Raw genomic sequence first — 19316 nt, 5'->3', positions numbered from 1 at the left:
GGGGGCGGGCTGTGTCATGCGACACGGCCCGCCCCCTTCGTTCATAACGTTTCGACAGAGAATTGCCGGTCGTCGGCGACGCGGTGCGTTCGCCCGGTGCCACTGCGCTCACAAGTGGCCCCGCTTTTGCCGCAGGACGCTCTTTATGTCCGATTTATGTGGGGCATAAGGCTCTAGGAATGGCCGATTTCAACTGTTTGGAACACGGCCGTTAACCGTGCTGGAATTCAACGAACTAGCTAGTAGCACCGCCGAGAGGTTGTTGGTCGAGTGAGGCGAAGCAACTCGAGCCCCGCGGATGAACCCGCGCGCGGCAACTTCACCCCGCCGCCGCGCGCGGCCACGTCTTCCCTTGACGTACCCGTGGAACCATCCGTGAGCGGTGGCAGCACCAGCAGGTTCTCGCCCCGCAACTGGCGCGTGCCGACCCGTCTGAACGCCATCCTGCTCGTCCCGGTCCTCGTCGGACTGGTGATGGGCGGCTTCCAGGTGAAGGGCTCCATCGACACCTGGAACGAGGCCAAGGACGCCGAGAAGACCGCCCGCATCGTCCAGGCCGCCGCCGAGTACGGCCAGGCGCTGCTGAACGAGCGCGACCTCACGGCCGATGCCCTGCTCCGGGGCCAGCGCGAGTCCGAGCCCGTCCTGAAGGCCTACTCCGCCACCGACGCCGCCAAGGCGAAGTTCACCGAGGTCGCGAAGGACCTGCCCGAGGGCCAGGGCCTGGAACGCCGCCTGGAGCTCTTCCGCCAGGAGGAGCCGAAGCTGGAGCAGGTCCGCAAGACGGCCTACCTGCCGCAGCTGGAGACGCCGAAGAAGGCCCTCCCCAAGGCACTGGGCCCGATCCCGACCGAAGAGGGGTACGTGCTGGTCCAGCACTACCTCATGCAGTTCTCCAACGAGCTGGGCCTCGGCACCGGCAACGTGACCTCGTACGGCCGCATGGTCTACGCGCTCGAACTGTCCAAGGCCGCGAACTCGCTGCAGCGCTCGGTGGGCACGCACCTGCTGGTCCGGCCGAGCACCAACGAGGACATCCGCAAGGCCCAGCTCGTCGCCTTCTCCTCGTACGCGTACCTCGAAGAGATCGCCATCGGCGAGTACGTCGCCGCCGGCACCGACGAGGACGTCGCCCGCCTGCGCGAGATCATGGGCAAGAAGTCCGAGGAGGGCGCCCAGAAGCTCGCCGCCGCCAAGCAGGCGGCCGAGCAGGCCGGCACCGTCTTCCACGCCCCGCCCGTGGTCAACGACTCCGCGCTCACCGGTATGACCGAGGCGATAGCCAGCGGCGAGAAGCCCGCCAAGCTCGCCGTGGACGGCACCACCCCGCAGGCCTGGCAGGCCGCGGCCACCGCCAAGTTCGACGGCTACGCCGAGCTCGAGAAGGAACTGCTCGACAAGGCCCTCAAGGACTCCGGCGCCGTCTCCGACGAGGCCCGCAACGACGCCATCCTGACCGGCGCCATCGTGGTCGTGGCCCTGCTCGCCGCCTTCATCCTGGCCGGCATGATGGCCCGCCAGATGGGCAAGTCGATGCGCCGTCTGCGCGGCGCCGCCTTCGACATCGCCGAGCAGCGCCTGCCGATGCTCGTCGACCAGCTCTCGCGCACCGACCCGGGCAAGGTCGACACCCGCGTGGTGCCGATCCCGATCGACTCCCAGGACGAGATCGGCGAGGTCGCCCGCGCCTTCGACCAGGTCCACCGCGAGGCCGTCCGGCTCGCCGCCGAGCAGGCCCTCCTCCGGGGCAACGTCAACGCGATCTTCACGAACCTCTCCATGCGCAACCAGTCGCTGATCGAGGGCCAGCTGACCCTGATCACCGAGCTGGAGAACAACGAGGCGGACCCGGACCAGCTGGAGAACCTCTTCCGCCTGGACCACCTGGCCACCCGCATGCGCCGCAACGGCGAGAACCTCCTCATCCTCGCCGGCGAGGAGCCGGGCCGCCGCTGGGACCAGCCGGTCCCCCTCGTCGACGTCCTGCGCGCCGCCTCCTCCGAGGTGGAGCAGTACGAGCGCGTCGAGCTGTCGGGCGTCTCCGAGGCCGAGATCCACGGCCAGGCCGTGACCGACCTCGTGCACCTGCTGGCCGAGCTGCTGGAGAACGCCACCACCTTCTCCTCCCCCCAGACCAAGGTCCGGGTCAACGCGACGCGTCTGCCCGACGGCCGCGTGATGGTCGAGATCCACGACAAGGGAATCGGCCTGACCGCCGAGGACTTCGCGGACATCAACCACAAGCTGGCCAACCCGCCGACCGTGGACGCCGCGATCTCGCAGCGCATGGGTCTGTTCGTGGTCGGCCGGCTGGCCGACCGGCACGGCATCCGCGTCCAGCTGCGCCCCTCGGGCGAGGCGGCCGGCACCACCTCGCTGGTCATGCTCCCCGACGCCATCACCCACGGTGGCGGTGGCGAAGAGGTCCCCGCGGACGACTTCACGGTCTCCCAGATGATCCCGCGCCAGCACGCCCAGCAGCCTGCCGCGCTGCGCACGGCCGCCGAGCTCGGCTTCGACGACTCCCGCTACGAGGTCCACCGGGCCGACCAGCCGGGCTTCGACCAGCCCGCCGAGCCCGCCGCCGACCCGGTCGGCCGGTCCCTGGGCCGTGAGGAGCGCCGGGCCGCGCTGGAGGCCCAGGTCGGCTACCCGCAGGTGCAGGCGCAGTACGACGAGCCTGCGGCGGAGTATCCGGAACCGCAGCCGGAGCACGCGTACCAGCCGTACCAGGGCTACGAGCAGCAGCCCGCGCAGGGCTACGACGCCGGTTACGACTCCGCTCAGGCCGGGCAGGGATACGACGCGTACACCCAGCAGGATTACTCCTATCCGGAACCCGAGTACACGGATCAGCGACAGGAAGTCCCGGCCTACGACGGCGGGTACGATTCCCGTTCCACAGCTGCGGAGTGGCCCCAGCAGAACACCTACTCGGGCTCCTACCAGCAGGATTACGGGACCGAATCGGAATCACCGGCCGCTCCCGAACCGGCCCCGGAGCGCGTAGGCTTCGACCGTCCGGGCGCCACTGCGGACACCGGCCACCAGGTGACCGGGGCGGGTCTGCCGCGACGCGGCAGCCAGCCGCAGCAGCGGCCGGGTCAGCAGGAAACGGAGTCCTCCGGATCCCTCTTCGAGCAGCGGCCGCAGCGTCAGCAGCAGCCCGCGGCACCGGAGAAGGCCACCGGGGAATCGGACGGCTCTGCCGACTGGCGCTCGAACAACGACGAGCGCTGGCAGCAGGCCGCCAAGCTCCGCGAGCCGAAGGCCGGCGGGGTCACCCCCTCCGGTCTCCCCCGGCGGGTGCCCAAGGCCAACCTGGTCGAGGGTGCTGCGGAGACGACGCCGCAGGGAGGCCCCGAGGTCTCCCGGGCCCCGGAGGACATCCGTGGCAGGTTGAGCAACCTGCGACGCGGTGTCCAGCAGGGCCGCAACGCGGGATCCGAGCAGTCAAGTAACAGCTATGACCAGGAGCGTTAGTGTGAGCGCGATGAGCCAGGCGGCGCAGAACCTGAACTGGTTGATCACCAACTTCGTGGACAACACCCCAGGGGTGTCCCACACGGTTGTGGTCTCCGCCGACGGCCTCCTTCTGGCCATGTCCGAGGGCTTTCCCCGCGACCGGGCCGACCAGCTCGCCGCGGTGGCCTCCGGGCTGACCTCCCTCACCGCGGGCGCGTCCCGCATCTTCGAGGGCGGCGCCGTCAACCAGACGGTGGTGGAGATGGACCGCGGATTCCTCTTCCTGATGTCCGTCTCCGACGGATCCTCGCTCGCGGTGCTCGCGCACCCCGAGTGCGACATCGGCCTCGTGGGGTACGAGATGGCCCTCCTCGTGGACCGCGCCGGCAGCGTCCTCACCCCGGACCTGCGCGCGGAACTGCAGGGCGGACTTCTCAACTAGCAGACAGGCAGTGCGTTTCGCGTCACTGCACCATAGGGTGCGGTGGCGCGGTTCCACAGGGAGTACTGCGTACTTGGAGTCGGAGGAGGAGACGTGACAACACCCGGAGGACATCCCTATGGCGGCGCGCAGCAGCCGCAGGGTGGGCACGACCAGAACCGCTTCAACTTCCCTTCCGCTCCCAGCAACCGGCCCGCGCCGGAGCACGACCCCGCCTCCGGGCAGCCGTACCAGCGGCAGCCCTACCAGCAGCCGTACAGCCGGCCGCAGCAGCCCGGGCAGTCCTTCCGGCCCCCGCAGCAGCCTCCGCGCGGCGGGCGCCCGCAGGCTCCGCAGGCGCACAACCCGCTGGTGCGTCCGTACGCGATGACCGGCGGCCGGACCCGGCCGCGCTACCAGCTCGCCATCGAGGCCCTGGTCAGCACCACGGCCGATCCCGCGCGTCTGCAAGGGCAGTTGCCCGAGCACCAGCGCATCTGCCTCCTGTGCCAGGAGATCAAATCCGTCGCGGAGATCTCGGCACTTCTCTCCATTCCTCTTGGCGTGGCCCGGATCCTCGTCGCCGACCTGGCGGAGGCGGGCCTCGTAGCCATCCACCAGCCCGGCGGCGACGAGTCCGCCGGCGGCCAGCCAGATGTGACACTGCTCGAAAGGGTGCTCAGTGGACTTCGCAAGCTCTAACGGCGGAGCGGCTCCTCGCTCCACCACCTCCGCGAAGATCGTGGTGGCGGGTGGCTTCGGCGTGGGCAAGACCACGTTCGTGGGCGCCGTCTCCGAGATCAACCCCCTGCGCACCGAGGCCGTCATGACGAGCGCCTCCGCCGGCATCGACGACCTGACCCACACCGGGGACAAGACGACCACCACGGTCGCCATGGACTTCGGCCGCATCACCCTGGACCAGGACCTGATCCTGTACCTCTTCGGTACCCCCGGTCAGGACCGCTTCTGGTTCATGTGGGACGACCTCGTACGCGGCGCCATCGGCGCCGTCGTGCTGGTCGACACCCGCCGTCTGGCCGACTGCTTCCCCGCCGTCGACTACTTCGAGAACAGCGGTCTGCCGTTCGTCATCGCCCTCAACGGCTTCGACGGGCACCAGCCGTACACCCCGGAGGAAGTCCGCGAGGCCCTGCAGATCGGCCCCGACGCCCCCATCATCACCACCGACGCCCGCCACCGCGCGGACGCCAAGAGCGCGCTCATCACGCTCGTCGAGCACGCCCTCATGGCCCGCCTGCGCTAGCCGTCCGGTCGTACGCGAAAGCCCCCCGCGCTCCGAGGAGTGCGGGGGGCTTTTCACGTGGTGCGCGCGGGGCTCGGCGTACTAGCCCTGCCAGCTGCGCGGGCCGCGGAAGCCGGGGGTGCGCTCCAGGCGGCGCCAGCCGGCCTGGGAGCCGATGGTGGAGGCCGGGGTCTCCTCGGGGGTGGCGGCGGCGCGGGCGAGCAGGATCGCGGTGATCGCGGCCAGCTCCTCGGGCTCGGCGTTGCCCTTCTCGACCTTCAGCAGGGTTCCGGTTGCGTTGCTCATCGGTGGCGGTTCTCCTTCGTCTACTGGGGCGGGTTGCCGTGCTTGCGCGACGGCAGGTCCGCGTGCTTGTTGCGGAGCATCGCGAGGGCGGCGACGAGGACTTCGCGGGTTTCCGCGGGGTCGATCACGTCGTCCACGAGGCCTCGCTCGGCCGCGTAGTAAGGGTGCATCAGCTCGGCCTTGTACTCCTTGACCATGCGCGCACGCATTGCCTCGGGGTCTTCGGCGTCCGCGATCTGCTTGCGGAAGATGACGTTGGCGGCGCCCTCGGCGCCCATCACGGCGATCTCGTTGGTCGGCCAGGCGTAGGTGAGGTCGGCGCCGATGGACTGGGAGTCCATGACGATGTACGCACCGCCGTAGGCCTTGCGCAGGATCAGCGAGATCCGCGGCACGGTCGCGTTGCAGTACGCGTACAGCAGCTTCGCGCCGTGGCGGATGATGCCGCCGTGCTCCTGGTCGACGCCCGGCAGGAAGCCGGGGACGTCCAGGAGGGTGATGATCGGGATGTTGAAGGCGTCGCAGAGCTGGACGAACCGCGCCGCCTTCTCGGAGGCGTGGATGTCCAGGACACCGGCGAGGTGGCCGGGCTGGTTGGCGACGATGCCGACGACCTGGCCGTCCATCCGCGCCAGGGCGCAGATGATGTTGCGGGCCCAGCGCTCGTGGATCTCCAGGACGTCGCCCTCGTCGACGAGCTCCTCGATGACCTTGAGCATGTCGTACGGGCGGTTGCCGTCGGCGGGCACGAGGTCCAGCAGGACGTCGGACCGGCGGTCGGCCGGGTCGCTGGTCTCGTGGACCGGGGGGTTCTCGCGGTTGTTGGAGGGCAGCATCGTGATGAGGTAGCGGACCTCGGAGATGCAGGTCTCCTCGTCGTCGTACGCGAAGTGCGCCACGCCCGAGGTCTCGGCGTGCACGTCCGCGCCGCCGAGGCCGTTCTGGGTGATCTCCTCGCCGGTCACCGCGCGGACCACGTCCGGGCCGGTGATGAACATCTGCGAGGTCTCCCGGACCATGAACACGAAGTCCGTCAGGGCCGGGGAGTAGGCCGCGCCGCCGGCGCAGGGGCCGAGCATCACCGAGATCTGCGGGATGACGCCCGAGGCCTTGGTGTTGCGCTGGAAGATGCCGCCGTATCCGGCGAGGGCGGAGACGCCCTCCTGGATGCGGGCGCCGGCGCCGTCGTTGAGGGAGACCAGGGGGGCACCGGCCGCGATGGCCATGTCCATGATCTTGTGGATCTTCGTGGCGTGGGCCTCGCCCAGGGCGCCGCCGAAGATGCGGAAGTCGTGTGCGTAGACGAAGACCGTGCGGCCCTCGACCGTGCCCCAGCCGGTGATGACACCGTCGGTGTAGGGCTTCTTGGCCTCCAGGCCGAACCCCGTCGCGCGGTGGCGACGCAGCTGCTCGACCTCCTTGAAGGAACCCTCGTCGAGCAGCAACGCGATCCGCTCACGGGCGGTGAGCTTGCCCTTGGCATGCTGCGCTTCGGTCGCCCGGTCGCTCGGACCGCGCCGCGCCTGCTCGCGCAGGTCGTGCAGCTCGGCCACGCGCCCGCGGGCGTCCGTCGGCTCGCTCGGAATCTGGTCCACAACGGTCATGTAATGACCTTACGAAGCCGGACCGGAAAAACCCTCCGTCGAATCCACACAGTGTCGGGTGTCTTCCGCTGTCCGGGCCGGACAGAACCGTCGAGGGAGCAGCCCGTCCCACCAGGCAGGACGTTGGTCCTTTGTGGGGACCGCACAAAACATCCGGCCAAGTGGACGACAAGGTGCCGCCAAGGAGGCATCAAGACATCCAAGCCACGCACAAGAACCCGAGAGGTTGAAATTTGAACGGAATGGGTCTAGCGTCGTTGTTGTTGAAAGTTCAACGAGCGCCGCACCGAGCGGCACCCCCACTCAGGAGGATCAGCCATGGGTCTCTTCACCCGCCGCGCCCAGGACACCACCGCCGCCGTCGCCACCCTCGACGTGGACCCGGCCCTCGCCGCGCTCACCGGCGACTACGTCATCGACGCCTCCCACAGCAGCATCGGCTTCACCGTCCGCCACGCCATGGTCACCAACGTGCGCGGCACCTTCGCCGACCACGAGGGCTCCCTGCACCTGGACGGCACCGACCCGTCCCGCTCCACCGCCTCCATCGACGTGAAGATCGCCTCCGTCGACACCGGCATCGCCGACCGGGACGGACACCTGCGCTCCGGGGACTTCTTCGACGCCGAGACCTTCCCGCTGATGACCTTCCGCTCCACCGAGGCGCAGCAGCTCGGCGGCGACAAGTACCGCATCACCGGCGAGCTGACCATCAAGGACGTCACGCGCCCGCTCTCCATCGACCTGGAGTTCGGCGGCTCGGCCACCGACGTCTACGGCAACGAGCGCGTCGGGTTCGAGGGCTCGGCCGAGATCCTGCGCTCCGACTGGGGCCTGACCTGGAACGCGGCGCTGGAGACCGGCGGCGTGATGGTCAGCGACAAGGTGAAGCTGACCTTCGACATCTCGGCGATCAAGCAGGCCTGAGCCCGGCCCGGTTCCACCCCGCGGGGACGGGGGCGGCTAGAAGTCGCCCCCGCCGAACCCGCCGCCGTCGAAGCCGCCTCCGCCGCCGAAGTCCCCGCCGCCGAAGCCCCCGCCGCCGAAGTCGGACGGGTTGAAGTCGGCCCCGGAGACGTCGCCGCCGTCGAAGCCCCCGCCCCCTCCGTCGAATCCGTTGCCGCCGCCGAAGTCGGAGGCGTAGGCCGGACTGGACATCATCGAACCGAGCATCGTGCCCATGAGCAGGCCGGGCAGGATGCCGCCGCCGAAGTAGCCGCCGGCCCAGGGACCGTACGCCGGGCCGGCGTCGTAGTAGGGGCGCCGACCGTGCTCGGTGTCGACGGTGCGGACCGCCGGGTCCTGGCCGTCGCGCAGCCGTACGGCGTCCGCCGCACAGACCGGGACCGTACGGGCGGCCCCGCCCGCCGGGGCCCACGTGGCGTCCTCGGTGCTCGGCCCGTGGCGCGGGTCGAAGAAACAGGGTGCCCGGCGCTCGGGCAGCGGCCGGCCCTGCCGGCGCGCGTCGAGGCGGGCCAGCGCGTACCGGCCGTCTTCGAGAGCCTGCGTGACCCCCTTGACCTCCTCCGGGTGCTGCACGGAGGCCATGATCTGCTTGGCCTTCTCGTACGAGTCGAGGCCCTGCTCGTAGTCCGCGCGCATGGCGTCGTCGGCGCCGGGCTCACCGGGGTGGAAGTCGAGGCGCTCCAGCTCCTCGCCGAAGGCCGTGATGTCCTCGTCGACGACCACGCTCAGCCGGGCGATGGACTCGCGGCGAAGCTCTTCCTTCTTCTTGCGATTGCGCTTGACCAGCGCGTACGCCCCGCCACCGCCGACGGCTGCCACCACGCCGAGTCCGATCAGGGCGCCCACGGGCGCTCCGCCGTCGGAACCCGCGGCGGTGCCCCAGGAGGCCGGCGCCTTGCCCTTGGCCTGGGCGAGGGCCTGGTCCACGAAGGTGTTGAGCTCGGTGTTCGCGTCCGTCGGGCCGCCCGCCTTGACGGCGTCGACCAGGTTGCGGACCGCGTTGTTCGGCATCACGGCCCTGTCGGCGCCGGCGTTGAAGCCGTCCCCGAGCCGGATGGCGTACAGGCCGGTGATGCCGGTCTCGGTCCGGACCGTCTTCAGCACGCTGGCCGCGGGGAACTCGGCGGTGGCCGGCAGTACGGCCACGAACACCGGCTTCCCGGCGTCCTTGATCTTCTTCGCCAGCGCGTCGGCCTGCGCGGGCGACAGCTGGGCCTCGGCGCGGGGATCCACGTAGACCGGGCCCTTCTTGAGGGCCTCCGCCACGGCGGTGGTCCCGTCGGCGGCCGACGCCCCCGGGGCGACCAGCAGCGCGGTCGCGGACAGCGCCAGCAGCAGAGCGGCCAGCAGCGATCCCATACGTACGGATATAAGCCTGGTCCTCATAGTCACGACGCTACCGGAATGGGGGTAATCCTGTGTGAGCAGGACATAAGGGCCGTCGACTCCTGCCGTTCACCCGTCCGCCCTACACTCCCGGCCGGGGGTGGGGCCGATGCGGCGCGGACCGCTGGTGGGACTCGTACTACTGGGTGGCGCACTGCTGACGGGATGCATCTCGACCCCGCCCAGCTACGACCTGGTCGGGGTGTACGAGGACGACTCGGGCCGGCTCATGGTCGAAGCGGGGCGCTGCAGCAACAAGGGCAAGGTCTCTGCCGTCAGGCTGTGGGCCCACCGACCGGGTGAGTCCGGCTCGCTCTGGCCCACCGGTCACCCCGTGGAAGACAAGAGCCCGGGCCCGTTCCCCCTCTTTCCCCCGCCCGGGACCATGGACGAGGAGGGGGAGAAGGAGGTGCCCCAGTCGCTGGACCCGGCAGCCGACTACACCATCTTCTACACGGTGGTCGTGGAGGCCGCGGACGTCTACTTCTCCTCCAACGACTTCTCGCTCGGGGACATCGAGTCCCTGGAGCCGGGCCAGGTCTGGGCCAACGGCCGGGCCATGAGCCGCGATCGCTTCCGCAGGTACGTGCGCGACGTCTGCTGAGGCGGGAGCGATCGCGGCGCCGGTCCTACTCCGCCGGCTCCACGCCCGCGTGCAGGAGGCCGTAGGTGAAGGCGTCCTCCAGGGCCTGCCAGGAGGCGGCGATGACGTTCGGGGCGACGCCGACCGTGTTCCACTCGCGGGTGCCGTCCGTCGTGGTGACCAGGACCCGGGTCGTGGAGGACGTGCCGTGCGCACCCTCCAGGATGCGGACCTTGTAGTCGATCAGCTCGAACTTCGCCAGCTGGGGGTAGAAGCGCTCCAGGGCGACCCGCAGCGCGCGGTCCAGGGCGTTGACCGGGCCGTTGCCCTCCGCCGTCGCGACGATCCGCTCGCCCTTGGCCCACAGCTTCACCGTAGCCTCGTTGGCGTGCGTACCGTCGGGGCGGTCCTCGACGATGGCCCGCCAGGACTCGATGCGGAAGTACTTGCGCGCCCGGCCCTCCGCCTCGGCGCGCAGCAGCAGCTCGAAGGAGGCGTCGGCGGCCTCGTACGTGTAGCCCTGGAGCTCCCGCTCCTTGACCCGCTCCACCACCCGGGAGACGAGCGCGCGGTCCCCGCCGAGGTCGACGCCGAGCTCCTTGCCCTTGAGCTCGATGGAGGCCCGGCCGGCCATGTCGGAGACGAGCATCCGCATGGTGTTGCCGACCCGTGCGGGGTCGATGTGCTGGTACAGGTCCGGGTCGACCTTGATGGCCGAGGCGTGCAGGCCCGCCTTGTGCGCGAAGGCGGAGACGCCGACGTAGGGCTGGTGCGTGGAGGGGGTGAGGTTGACGACCTCGGCGATGGCGTGCGAGATCCGGGTCATCTCGGCCAGCGCGCCCGCGGGCAGGACCGTACGGCCGTACTTGATCTCCAGCGCGGCGACGACCGGGAAGAGGTTGGCGTTGCCGACCCGCTCGCCGTAGCCGTTCGCGGTGCACTGCACGTGGGTGGCGCCGGCGTCCACGGCGGCCAGCGTGTTGGCGACGGCGCAGCCGGTGTCGTCCTGGGCGTGGATGCCCAGGCGGGCGCCGGTGTCGGCGATCACGGTCGCGACGGTCGCGGCGATCTGCGCGGGCAGCATGCCGCCGTTGGTGTCGCAGAGGATCACCACGTCGGCGCCGGCCTCGTGGGCGGCGCGTACGACGGACTTCGCGTACTCGGCGTTGGCCCGGTAGCCGTCGAAGAAGTGCTCGCAGTCGACGAAGACCCGGCGGCCCTCGGAGACCAGGTGGGCGACGGTGTCGCGGACCATCTCCAGGTTCTCTTCGAGGGTGGTGCGCAGGGCGAGCTCGACGTGCCGGTCGTGGGACTTGGCGACCAGGGTGATCACCGGGGCGCCGGACTCCAGCAGGGCGCGGACCTGCGGGTCGGTGGCGGCCGACCCGCCTGCCCGGCGGGTCGCGCCGAAGGCGACGAGCTGGGCGTGCTTGAAGTCGATCTCGGCGCGGGCGCGGGCGAAGAACTCCGTGTCGCGCGGGTTGGCGCCGGGCCAGCCGCCCTCGATGAACCCCACCCCGAAGTCGTCCAGGTGCCGGGCGATCGTCAGCTTGTCCGCGACCGTGAGGTTGATGCCCTCGCGCTGGGCGCCGTCGCGCAGGGTCGTGTCGAAGACGTGGAAGCCGTCGTCGGGACCGCCGGGGCCCGAGGCCGGCGCGGTCGGCTCGCTCGCCTCTGTCGTCGTCATGCTGATCTGACTCCTGTCGGATGGGTGGTTCCGGATGCAAGCCCTCGGGCAGGCCGAACGCCACTGCCCCCATCATCGCGCGCTGCCCGATTCCGGCGTGTTGGGGCCGGAAAACGAAAAAACCTCTCGCGGGTGCGAGAGGTCTGCGCGCGGGTCTGGGGCACGGTGGCCGCCTCCGCGAAGTTCTTCCGCGGCTCAGCGGCCACTGGGGACCGGCGCGCTGCTGTCCATAATCATGAGCTGAGCAGGCACGTCGGCAGTCTGCCATACCGCATGCCGCGGATGGACGGGGATCTCAGCATGCGGGCACATCCGTCCGAGTGCCGGAGTCCGGGGCCGGGCGACCGGATCAGGCCGCCGGGGTCAGGGCCTCGCCGAGGAACTCGGCGACGTGGTCGAGGATGTCGCCCCGCCCTATCCCGGGCAGGCCGACGGCGACCTGGATGCTGAACCCGTCGAGCAGGGCCCGCAGCCGGGCCGCGAAGCGGTCCGGGTCGACCGGGCGGAACTCCCCGCGCGAGATGCCCTCGGCGAGCAGGGCCACCAGGTCCCGGTGCCAGGCGCCCTCGATGGCCCCCTGGCGGTCCCGCTCCCCCGGTCCCGCGTTCTGCGAGCGGTTCCAGACCTCCAGCCACAGCGTCCAGTGCGGATCCCGGGCGCCCTCGGGCACGTACAGGTCCACGTACGCCTGCAGGCGCTCGCGCGCCGGGCCGCGGCGGGAGAGCAGGGCGCGGCGGCGGGTGCCGAGCGCCGCCTCGCTCCACTCCAGGGTCTGCAGCAGGAGCTCGTCCTTGGTGCGGAAGTAGTAGAGGAGGTGGCCGCTGCTCATGCCGACCTGGCGGCCCAGGCCGGCCATGGTCAGACCGTCCAGGCCGCGTTCGGCGATGGTGGCCATGGCGGCGACCAGTACGTCCTCGCGCGGCGGCGCGTTCTTGCGCGCGGCACGTACCTCACCCGCCACCATGGCCCACTCCTCGTCCCGGCCGCCCTCTCGGGGTCAGACCTTCGGCTGCTGCTGGGTGATGCAGTGGATACCGCCACCCCCGGCGAAAATCGTACGTGCGTCGACGAGCGTCACGGTCCGCTCGGGGAAGAGACCCCGGAAGATCTCCGCCGCCTCCTCGTCGCGCGGGTCGTCGAAGGCGCACAGGACCACGCCGCCGTTGCACAGGTAGTGGTTGATGTAGGAGTAGTCGACCCATTCCCCGTCCTCTTCCAGCACGGTCGGCGCGGGGATCTCCACGACCTCCAGCTGCCGTCCCTGCGCGTCGGTGGCCGCGCGCAGGATCGCGGCGATGGTCTTGCCGCGCTCGTGGTCCGGGTGGGCCGGGTCGGGCTGGCTGTGGACCATGACCACGCCGGGGCGGGCGAAGGCGGCGACGATGTCCACGTGGCCCTGGGTGCCGTAGGTGCCGTAGTCGCCGGCCAGGCCGTACGGGAGCCAGATCGCCTTGGTGGTGCCGAGGTGGGCGTGGATCTCGGCCTCGACCTGCTCGCGGGTCCAGTCGGGGTTGCGGCCCTTGCCGAGCTGCACGGTGTCGGTGAGGAGCACCGTGCCCTCGCCGTCCACGTGGATGGCGCCGCCCTCGTTGACCAGCGCGGTGCTGTAGGTACGGGTCCCGACGAGGCCGGAGATCTCCCGGGCGATCTTCGAGTCGTGGTCCCAGCGGGCCCAGTCCTGGGCACCCCAGCCGTTGAAGGTCCAGTCGACGGCGGCCAGCTCGCCGGCGTCGTTGGTGACGAAGGTCGGGCCGATGTCGCGCATCCAGGCGTCGTCGAGCTCGCGCTCGACCAGCTCGACGTCGTCGCCGACGATCGCGCGGGCGCTCTCGGCGTCCCCCGGCGAGACCACCAGGGTCACCGGCTCGTACGAGCGCACCGCGCGGGCGACGGCGCCCCAGGCCTCGCGGGCCTCGGCGAGCTCCTGCTCGTTGGTGAAGGTGGGGTTGGGGCTGGGCCAGGCCATCCAGGTGCGCTCGTGGGGCGTCCACTCGGCGGGCATCCGGAATCCGGCGTTCACGGGGGTGGTGTCGGTCATGGCAGGAAGGTCCTTAGGGGCTGTGCTGGCTTACAGGAAGTACAGGCGGTTGAGGGAGACCGATGCGGCGGCTTCGGAGCGCAGCGGTTCTCCGTCGAGGGAGACGAGTCCGCTGCGCGCGTCCACATCGACCGCGCCCACCCGGGAGTTGAGGAGCAGGTCCCGCGGGCCGATGCCGCGGGTGCCGCGGACGGCGACCCGGCGTCTGCGGGTCGGCATCGCGTCGCTGCCGAGGGCTGCCGCGGCGGCCGAGACGAAGGCGACGGAGAGATCGGCGGCCGTGGCCCCGTACGAGCCGAACTGCGGTCCGAGGACCAGTGGTTCGCAGGTGTCGGTGGCGGCGTTGGGGTCACCGGTGACCCCGTAGGCCGGGAAGCCGGACTTGAGGACCAGCTGGGGCTTGGCGCCGAAGAACGGGGGGCGCCACAGCACGATGTCGGCGAGCTTGCCGACCTCGATGGAGCCGATCTCGTGGGCCAGGCCGTGGGCGACGGCCGGGTTGATGGTCAGCTTGGCGATGTAGCGCAGGACGCGGGCGTTGTCGTCGTCCTCGCCGTCGCCGTCGAGGGGGCCGAGCTCGCCCTTCATCTTGGCGGCCATGGTGAAGGTGCGGCGGATGGTCTCGCCGGCGCGGCCCATGCCCTGGGCGTCGGAGGAGGTGATGCCGATCGCGCCCAGGTCGTGCAGGACGTCCTCGGCCCCCATCGTGCCCGCGCGGATCCGGTCGCGGGCCATGGCGGCGTCGCCGGGGAGGTCCGGCTTGAGGTCGTGGACGGAGACGATCATGCCGTAGTGCTCGGCGACCGCGTCCCGGCCGAAGGGCAGGGTCGGGTTGGTGGAGGAGCCGATGACGTTCGGGACGCCCGCCATCTTCAGGACGTTGGGGACGTGGCCGCCGCCGCATCCCTCGATGTGGAAGGCGTGGATGGTCCGGCCGTCCAGGACGCGCAGGGTGTCCTCGACGGACAGGCACTCGTTGAGGCCGTCGCTGTGCAGGGCGACCTGGACGTCGTACTCCTCTGCCACGCGCAGGGCGGTGTCCAGGGCGCGGGTGTGCGCGCCCATGTCCTCGTGGACCTTGAAGCCGGAGGCTCCGCCCTCGGCGAGGGCCTCGGTCAGCGGGGCCGGGTCCGAGGAGGAGCCGCGGGCCAGGAAGCCGATGTTGACGGGCCAGGCGTCGAAGGCGTTGAAGGCGTGCTTCAGCGCCCACGGGGAGTTGACGCCGACGCCCCAGACCGGGCCGAACTCCTGGCCGATGACCGTGGTGACGCCCGCGGCGAGCGAGGCCTCCATGATGCGCGGGGAGAGCAGGTGCACGTGGGTGTCGACGGCGCCGGCGGTGGCGATCATGCCCTCGCCGGAGACGATGCTGGTCCCCGTGCCGACGACCACGTCCACCCCGTCGAGGGTGTCGGGGTTGCCGGCCCGGCCGATCGCGTGGATGCGGCCCTCGCGGATGCCGATGGAGACCTTGCGGATGCCGAGGACGGCGTCGATGACCAGCACGTTGCTGATCACCACGTCGCAGGTGTCGCGTACGGCGGCGGCCTTCAGGTGCAGCCCGTCGCGGGCCGTCTTGCCGAAACCGGCCAGGAACTCGTCCCCGGGCTTCTGGGAGTCGGACTCCACCCGGACGGTCAGGCCGGAGTCGCCGAGCCGGACCCGGTCGCCGGCGCGGGGGCCGAAGACGGAGGCGTACTCGTGCGGGTCGATGTGCCGGCTGCCGGGGGCGCAGTGCGCGCTGTGGTCCGTGTGGGGTGTCTGCCGGCTCATGCCGTCGTCCCTTCCGGGCGCTCGCCCGCGTCGGGAGCGGCGGCCGCGTCGGGGGCGGCGCCCGCGCCGAGGTAGCCGCAGGCCGCGGCGCGGGTCAGCGCCAGCTCCCTGGCTCCGGGAGCGTCCAGCGGGCCGTCCACCAGTCCGGCGAAGCCGACGGCGATGCGTGCGCCGCCGATCGGGACCAGGGCGACCTCGGCCTCGCCGCCGGGGTCGAAGCGGACCGAGGAGCCCGCGGGCACGCACAGGCGCATGCCGTACGCCGCCGCGCGGTCGAAGTCGAGGCGCGGGTTGGCCTCGAAGAAGTGGAAGTGGGAGGTGACGCTCACCGGCACCGGGGCGGTGTTGCGCACGCGCAGGTGGACCGCGGGCTCCGGCTGGGGGGCTCCGGGGCCGGGTACGACCGCGCCCGGGGCGTTCTCGCCCAAGCCGACGGCGCCGCGGATCGGGGACGAGACCACCGCGAGGCGGGATCCGTCGTCGAAGACGGCCTCCACGTGCACCTCGGTGACCACGTCGCTGACGCCGGGCAGGACGTCGTCCGGGCCCAGCACGGAGCGGGCCTCCTCGATGGCCTCCGCCAGCCGCTTGCCGTCGCGCGCGGCCTCGCAGACCGTGTCCGCGACGAGCGCGGTGGCCTCCGGGACGTTGAGCTTCAGGCCGCGGGCCCGTCGGGCCCTGGCCAGTTCCGCTGCACCGCGGAGCAGCAGCCGGTCGCGCTCCGTAGGGGTCAGCCGCACGCCGATCCACCACCCTTCGAGTCGATGGGTTAGAGCATCACTCTAACTCTTCATTTCCTTGCAATGAAGCATTGACCTGGGACCAGGCCTTGGGTCACATTGAGTGTCGCTCAAACAGTCATGCACGGCCTTGCCACCCCCCGCCCTGCCAAGGGAGTCCCCCACATGCCCATCGAACAGCGCGGAGTCGACACCATCCCGGAGGAGGAAAGGACGAGCGGTCCCCGCGACCTGATCTCGATCCTCCTCGGCTCCAATCTCTGCCTCGGTGTGATCGTCTTCGGCTGGCTGCCCCCGTCCTTCGGGCTGGGCCTGTGGCCGTCGGTCACCGCCATCGTGACCGGCACGCTCGTCGGCATCGCCTTCACCGCGCCGCTGGCGCTCGTATCCCTGCGCACGGGCACCAACCTCTCCACCTCCAGCGGCGCCCAGTTCGGCGTCCGCGGCCGGCTCGTCGGTTCCGTGGTCGGCCTGCTGCTCTCCCTCGGCTACACCGCGCTGACCCTGTGGATAGGCGGCGACGTGATGGTCGGCGCCCTGTCCCGGCTGACCGGGCTGCCGAACACCGGCGCCTCCCGGGCCGCGATGTACGGGGTGCTCGCCGCGTGCACCGTCGTCGGAGCCGTCTTCGGCTACCGGCTGCTGCTGCGCATGAGCAAGGTGCTCTCCATCGGCATGGTGGTGCTGCTGGCCGTCGGCGTGTTCGCCTACGCCCCCGACTTCACCGCCGCCGCCCCGCCGGACACCGCGTACCTGCTCGGCTCCTTCTGGCCGACCTGGCTGCTCGCCGCCGTCGCCGCCGGGCTCAGCGGGCCCGTCGCCTTCATCACCCTGCTCGGCGACTACACCCGCTACATCTCCCCGCGCCGGCACAGCCCCCGCAAGGTGCTCCGGTCCACCGGGCTCGGTCTGCTCGTCGGGCTGCTGATCCCGCAGCTCTTCGGCACCTACACCGCGCTCGCCGCCCGGGCCGGCGCCGAGTACGCCGGTCCGCTGGTCGACGCCGCGCCGTTCTGGTACCTGGTTCCGCTGCTGGTCGCCGCGGCCGCCGGCTCGGTGGGCAACGCCGGGCTGATGCTCTACTCCATGGGCCTCGACCTGGACGCCATCGTCCCCAAGGCCACCCGCACCACGTCCACCGTGATCGCCGCGGCCGTGGCCACCGCGTTCGTGTTCGTCGGCTCCTTCGAGTGGGACGTACAGGCCGCGATGACCTCGTTCGTGCTGGTGCTGACCGCGATCGGAACCCCGTGGGCCGTGATCACCCTCATCGGGTACGTCCGCTGCCGCGGCCGCTACGACGCCGACGCCCTGCAGGTGTTCAACCGCCGCTCCAGGGGCGGGGTCTACTGGTTCCGCGGCGGCTGGAACATCCCGGCCACCCTCTCCTGGGCCGTCGGCGCGGGCGTCGGACTGCTCGCCGTGACCACCCCGTTCTACGAGGGTCCGCTGCTGGCCCTGACCGGCGGAGTGGACTGCTCCTTCGTCCTCTCCGGCCTGACCGGCGGCCTGGTCTACACGGCCCTGACCGCCCGCACCGCCCAGGCGCCGGTCGAGCAGGCCGCCGAGGAGCCGGTGGCCGCCTGAGCCGCCCGTACTCCGGTCCGGATGCGCCGGTCAACCATCCGACCTGCGGCGGCGTCTATCCGTACAGCGGCGGCCGAACAGGAAAGGGCCGCCGGCAACGGCACGGGGAGGCGTCGTGGAAGAACTCGCATACGTGGCGGGAAAGATCGCCAAGGGAGTCGCGGGCCTGGCCTACGCCTTCGGTGACGCCCTGGTGGGCCTCGGCCCGGACGGGACGAACCAGGAGCGCGACAAGAAGCGCGAGGACGAGACGAAGCGCGAGGGCGAGGACGAGGTCGAGGGCGGGGCGGACGGGAAGCGCTGACCACGCCCCGCCCGTCCGCTCCCCTCACACACCGAAGGCCCCCCGCATCGCGCGGGGGGCCTTCGGGCCGTTCGGGACGGGGGGACTAGCCGAGCGGGTGCATCCAGCCGTGGTTGTCCGCGGCCTGGCCGGTCTGGAGGTCCAGGAGGGCCTTGCGGAGCCGCATGGTGACCTCGCCGGGCTCGCCGGTGCCCTGGGTCCAGTTCGCGCGCTCCGACTTGACGGAGCCGACCGGGGTGATCACGGCGGCGGTACCGCAGGCGAAGACCTCGGTCAGGGTGCCGTTCGCGTTGTCGCGCTCCCAGTCCTCGGTGGTGAGGCGGCCCTCCTCGGCGGTGTAGCCGAGGTCGCGGGCGATGGTGAGGAGGGAGTCGCGGGTGATGCCGGGGAGGAGCGAGCCGGTGAGCTCGGGGGTGACGATGCGGTCGCCGTACACGAAGTACAGGTTCATCCCGCCCATCTCCTCGATCCAGCGGTGCTCGACGGCGTCGAGCCAGACCACCTGGTCGCAGCCGTGCTCGGCGGCCTGGGCCTGCGCGACGAGCGAGGCGGCGTAGTTGCCGCCGGTCTTCGCGGCGCCGGTGCCGCCCTTGGCGGCGCGCACGTACTCCTCGGAGAGCCAGACGGAGACGGGCTTGACGCCACCGGGGAAGTAGGCGCCCGCCGGGGAGGCGATCACGATGAAGAGGAACTCGTTGGCCGGGCGGACGCCGAGGCCGACCTCGGAGGCGAACATGAAGGGGCGCAGGTAGAGCGAGGCCTCGCCGGAGTCCGGCACCCAGGCACGGTCCTGCTTGATCAGCGCGTCGCAGGCCTCGATGAACAGCTCGGTCGGCAGCTCCGGCATGGCCATGCGGCGGGCGGAGGCCTGGAAGCGCTCGGCGTTGGCCAGCGGACGGAAGGTGGCGACGGTGCCGTCGGGCTGCTTGTAGGCCTTGAGCCCCTCGAAGATCGTCTGCGCGTAGTGCAGGGTCATGTTCGCCGGGTCCATCGACAGCGGGGCGTACGGGACCAGCTCGGCGTCGTGCCAGCCGCGACCCTCGGTCCACTTGATCGTCACCATGTGATCGGTGAAGTGGCGGCCGAAGCCGGGGCTCGCCAGGATCGCCTCGCGCTCCGCGGCGGACAGGGGGGTCGAGGAGGGCTTCAGCTCGATCGTGGGCGTCGTCGTCATGAGTGCTTGTCCTTCACCGGTTGTGTATGGCGGACC

Annotated in this window: 17 protein-coding genes; 8 read left to right on the top strand and 9 right to left on the bottom strand. The window is 71.1% G+C overall.

What is annotated here, in order from left to right:
- The first annotated feature begins 270 nt into the window (after positions 1-270).
- The 4 genes from ACZ60J_RS37530 (at position 271) to ACZ60J_RS37515 (ending at position 5153) form a co-directional block, all read left to right on the top strand.
- Positions 271-3483, top strand: coding sequence for a sensor histidine kinase (locus ACZ60J_RS37530; protein ID WP_469688669.1), 3213 nt, complete (start codon positions 271-273; stop codon positions 3481-3483).
- A 10-nt stretch (positions 3484-3493) separates the two neighbouring features.
- Positions 3494-3907: a roadblock/LC7 domain-containing protein gene (locus tag ACZ60J_RS37525; RefSeq protein WP_243337850.1), complete on the top strand. Its 414-nt coding sequence runs from the start codon at positions 3494-3496 to the stop codon at positions 3905-3907.
- Between the two features lie 93 nt (positions 3908-4000).
- A complete protein-coding gene (locus ACZ60J_RS37520; protein ID WP_469688668.1) occupies positions 4001-4588 on the top strand; it encodes a DUF742 domain-containing protein in 588 nt (195 codons plus the stop codon).
- The gene (locus tag ACZ60J_RS37515) at positions 4569-5153 is read left to right on the top strand and encodes a GTP-binding protein (protein WP_007266770.1); all 585 of its coding nucleotides are present in this window, start codon (positions 4569-4571) and stop codon (positions 5151-5153) included. The genes ACZ60J_RS37520 and ACZ60J_RS37515 overlap by 20 nt, the downstream gene beginning before the upstream one ends.
- A gap of 81 nt (positions 5154-5234) precedes the next feature.
- On the opposite strand, the gene ACZ60J_RS37510 is transcribed toward ACZ60J_RS37515, so the two are convergent.
- Positions 5235-5438 (bottom strand): acyl-CoA carboxylase subunit epsilon, encoded by a 204-nt coding sequence (locus ACZ60J_RS37510; protein ID WP_469688667.1) that lies wholly within the window; start codon positions 5436-5438, stop codon positions 5235-5237.
- Positions 5439-5458: 20 nt separating this feature from the next.
- Positions 5459-7042, bottom strand: a complete 1584-nt coding sequence (locus ACZ60J_RS37505; protein ID WP_243337765.1) for an acyl-CoA carboxylase subunit beta — start codon at positions 7040-7042, stop codon at positions 5459-5461.
- Between the two features lie 318 nt (positions 7043-7360).
- Between ACZ60J_RS37505 and ACZ60J_RS37500 the strand changes: the two genes are divergently transcribed.
- Positions 7361-7969, top strand: coding sequence for a YceI family protein (locus ACZ60J_RS37500; RefSeq protein ID WP_469688666.1), 609 nt, complete (start codon positions 7361-7363; stop codon positions 7967-7969).
- Between the two features lie 36 nt (positions 7970-8005).
- Here the strand turns inward: ACZ60J_RS37500 and ACZ60J_RS37495 are convergent, their stop codons facing one another.
- Complete coding sequence (locus tag ACZ60J_RS37495) at positions 8006-9394, bottom strand: hypothetical protein (protein ID WP_469688665.1); 1389 nt, start codon at positions 9392-9394, stop codon at positions 8006-8008.
- Positions 9395-9503: 109 nt separating this feature from the next.
- Here ACZ60J_RS37495 and ACZ60J_RS37490 point away from each other — a divergent pair, with 109 nt between their 5' ends.
- Positions 9504-9998, top strand: coding sequence for a hypothetical protein (locus tag ACZ60J_RS37490; RefSeq protein WP_469688664.1), 495 nt, complete (start codon positions 9504-9506; stop codon positions 9996-9998).
- 25 nt (positions 9999-10023) lie between these two features.
- Here the strand turns inward: ACZ60J_RS37490 and cimA are convergent, their stop codons facing one another.
- The 5 genes from cimA to ureA all read right to left on the bottom strand — a co-directional run bounded on the left by cimA (position 10024) and on the right by ureA (position 16215).
- Positions 10024-11664: a citramalate synthase gene (cimA, locus tag ACZ60J_RS37485; RefSeq protein WP_469688663.1), complete on the bottom strand. Its 1641-nt coding sequence runs from the start codon at positions 11662-11664 to the stop codon at positions 10024-10026.
- Positions 11665-12013: 349 nt separating this feature from the next.
- On the bottom strand, positions 12014-12628 hold the full coding sequence (locus tag ACZ60J_RS37480) for a TetR/AcrR family transcriptional regulator (protein ID WP_469688662.1): 615 nt from the start codon (positions 12626-12628) through the stop codon (positions 12014-12016).
- Between the two features lie 33 nt (positions 12629-12661).
- Positions 12662-13702, bottom strand: coding sequence for an agmatine deiminase family protein (locus ACZ60J_RS37475; RefSeq protein ID WP_469688661.1), 1041 nt, complete (start codon positions 13700-13702; stop codon positions 12662-12664).
- A gap of 30 nt (positions 13703-13732) precedes the next feature.
- Positions 13733-15475 (bottom strand): urease subunit alpha, encoded by a 1743-nt coding sequence (locus ACZ60J_RS37470; protein ID WP_469688660.1) that lies wholly within the window; start codon positions 15473-15475, stop codon positions 13733-13735.
- Positions 15472-16215 (bottom strand): urease subunit gamma, encoded by a 744-nt coding sequence (gene ureA, locus ACZ60J_RS37465; RefSeq protein ID WP_469688659.1) that lies wholly within the window; start codon positions 16213-16215, stop codon positions 15472-15474. The genes ACZ60J_RS37470 and ureA overlap by 4 nt, the downstream gene beginning before the upstream one ends.
- Positions 16216-16380: 165 nt before the next feature.
- On the opposite strand from ureA, the gene ACZ60J_RS37460 reads away from it, so the two are divergent.
- Positions 16381-17802, top strand: coding sequence for a cytosine permease (locus ACZ60J_RS37460; RefSeq protein ID WP_469688658.1), 1422 nt, complete (start codon positions 16381-16383; stop codon positions 17800-17802).
- A gap of 115 nt (positions 17803-17917) precedes the next feature.
- Positions 17918-18106, top strand: coding sequence for a hypothetical protein (locus tag ACZ60J_RS37455; protein ID WP_469688657.1), 189 nt, complete (start codon positions 17918-17920; stop codon positions 18104-18106).
- A gap of 85 nt (positions 18107-18191) precedes the next feature.
- Here the strand turns inward: ACZ60J_RS37455 and ACZ60J_RS37450 are convergent, their stop codons facing one another.
- Positions 18192-19280 carry a branched-chain amino acid aminotransferase gene (locus ACZ60J_RS37450; RefSeq protein WP_469688656.1) on the bottom strand — a complete coding sequence of 363 codons (1089 nt, stop codon included), beginning with the start codon at positions 19278-19280 and terminating at the stop codon, positions 18192-18194.
- Between the last annotated feature and the right edge of the window lie 36 nt (positions 19281-19316).

The sequence above is a fragment of the Streptomyces sp. NPDC104226 genome, from assembly GCF_055584085.1.
The sequence above is the reverse complement of the archived record's forward strand: the minus strand, read 5'-3'. Positions and strand labels throughout refer to the sequence as shown.